General features: G+C 37.9%; 1 protein-coding gene. It reads right to left on the bottom strand.

Annotated elements, in window-relative coordinates; all coding sequences use genetic code 11:
• Positions 1-86: 86 nt before the first annotated feature.
• Positions 87-1,399, bottom strand: a protein-coding gene (locus CBF35_RS14825; protein ID WP_126782605.1) for an IS3 family transposase whose coding sequence is annotated in 2 segments (ribosomal slippage) — positions 87-1,024 and positions 1,024-1,399 — 1,314 coding nt in all. Because the reading frame shifts where the segments join, the coding sequence is not laid out codon by codon here.
• Positions 1,400-1,489: the final 90 nt, after the last annotated feature.

The raw sequence follows: 1,489 nt of genomic DNA, 5'->3' as shown, positions 1-1,489 counted from the left end.
TAAAGTGTACCCCATGTCAAGGACATAATAAAAAAAGTGGTATGAATTGTGTAAAGATGATTCCCAAAATTTGGGGATCATCTTTTTTATACTTTGAATGTTTCGTAATATTTTTGAGGTGTCAGTCTGTTTAAATGCCATTGTCCACGATAGTTATTGTAATAGTCCATGTACTCATCGATCTCCGTCACCACATCATCGAAAGTTAGGCAATGCTGGAGATTAAGTTCATCTTTCATATGTCCATAAAAGGATTCTTGGGGTGCGTTGTCCCAACAGTTACCTCGACGAGACATCGATTGAGTGAGACCTAATTCTTTGATTTGTTTTTGGAAAGCGTGAGATGTGTAGTGGAATCCTTGGTCAGAGTGAATGAGTCGATGCGTTTTTGAGCCAGTTAAATGATTGACGCTTAGATCGTTCAAGGTTTCTAACACGAAATTAAGTTTTAGATTATGAGACACTTTGTACGCGACAATTTCTTTCGTACAACTGTCTTTAATTGTCGACAAATAGGCATGTTTGTTTTGATAGTGGAGATAAGTAATATCGGTTAAAAAGACTTTGCGAGGTACAGACGGATTGAATTGACGATTCAGATGATTGGGATGACGACTGTTGGTGTCCATAGATTTAGCCATGCGACGGTAGGGATTTGCCTTTCTAATCGGACAAACCAACTTAAATTTTTTCATTAAGCGACGAATCTTTTTAAGATTCATCACTGCATTGAACTGAGTAGCGAGCGTCATTTTTATTTGACGGGCACCTTTCTTGCGGTTTTTAAATCGGTAGGCTCTTAAAATGAGCGAAAAATCCGCTTCATCTTGTCTACTTTTTGGCGATTCAACGGCTGAGTAGTCCAAATAATGATAGTAGCCCGAGCGAGAAACACCTGCGAAGTCACAGAGGTGATTGATTTGAAGGAGCTGACCATATTTTTCTCGTAATAATTTGATTACTTCGTATTTTTCTTGTGTTTTAAGTTTGCTTTCCAAATCGCCTCTCTTTCTGCTTGTTCGAGCTTTTTTAGGAAGTCATTCTCAGCTTTTAAATAGGCGATTTGCGCCTTCATACGTTTGAATTCTTCTTCAACCGTTAGATTTTTTGTTTTCGGACAACCACTATTTCCAGGTCGTTCATCTTCTAAACTTTGGCCATTGGTTACTTTTTTACGCCATCTTTGGGCGGAACTATCAATTCGCTTCGCTTTTAAAATAGCTGGATCAAACCCTGCTTCTCTAAATATCTCGGTTGGCATCATTCCCTGATTGTCTTTCAAAATAAACAACTCTTTAAATGCTTGTGTGTACGTGATGGAAGACTGACTGACTCGTTGAACATATGGATTTAGTTCTAAATCTGTGACCTCTTGCGGTGTAAACTTATTAATTCCCATTTGTGTCACTTCCTTTTTTATTTATCATACAAAAATACCCTACAGAAGGCACGCTTTTTATTTCGTGTCCATTCTATAGGGTACAGTTTA

This window comes from Vagococcus salmoninarum (genome assembly GCF_003987495.1).
Classification (GTDB): Bacteria; Bacillota; Bacilli; order Lactobacillales; family Vagococcaceae; genus Vagococcus_D; species Vagococcus_D salmoninarum.
Note: the sequence above shows the minus strand (reverse complement) of the source record. Positions and strands in the feature narration are given on the sequence as shown.